The following is a 531-nucleotide window of genomic DNA, read 5'->3' as shown; positions in this document are numbered from 1 at the left end:
ACCGCACCGGCGAGGTTCGCTCTGGCATGACGTATGCTTAAGCTCCGATAAGGCACCCAAAATTTGACGCCCCGGAGAAGTAAGTGATGAAAGCACAAAAAGGTTTTACGTTGATTGAACTGATGATCGTGGTTGCGATTGTGGGTATCCTCGCCGCTGTGGCGATACCGTCGTATCAGAACTATGCAAAAAAAGCAGCGTATACCGAGGTACTGGCCGCAATGGCCTCTGTTAAAACTGCAGTTGGTGTCTGTGTTGCTCAACAAGGCACCGTCGCAGATTGCGACACTGCTGCTAAAGTGGGCGCTACGCTTCCATCAGGTAATACCGCAGGTGCGGTCAATACTATTGCTATCACAGCCACTACAGCTGCGATCACCGCTACCCCTAACGCATATAAAGGCATTTTGGCCACTGATACCTGTAGCCTTGCACCTACTATCGCAGCAGCAGGAGCTCCAGTGACCTGGACTTATACTGGTGTATGTGTGACGAATGGCTATGTTAAGAACTAAGCAGTAGCTTTAACGC

1 protein-coding gene is annotated in these 531 nt (G+C 50.3%); it reads left to right on the top strand.

Annotated features, from left to right (window positions below; translation table 11 throughout):
- Positions 1-86 precede the first annotated feature (86 nt).
- Positions 87-515 carry a pilin gene (locus ALO43_RS08240; RefSeq protein WP_054997363.1) on the top strand — a complete coding sequence of 143 codons (429 nt, stop codon included), beginning with the start codon at positions 87-89 and terminating at the stop codon, positions 513-515.
- Positions 516-531 lie beyond the last annotated feature (16 nt).

It is taken from the genome of Pseudomonas tremae (genome assembly GCF_001401155.1).
Classification (GTDB): domain Bacteria; phylum Pseudomonadota; class Gammaproteobacteria; order Pseudomonadales; family Pseudomonadaceae; genus Aquipseudomonas; species Aquipseudomonas tremae.
The sequence above is the reverse complement of the archived record's forward strand: the minus strand, read 5'-3'. Positions and strand labels throughout refer to the sequence as shown.

Coding starts and splice junctions, on each gene's coding strand:
- ALO43_RS08240 (WP_054997363.1), top strand. CDS start 87: ATGAAAGCACAAAAAGGTTTTACGTTGATTGAACTGATGATCGTGGTT.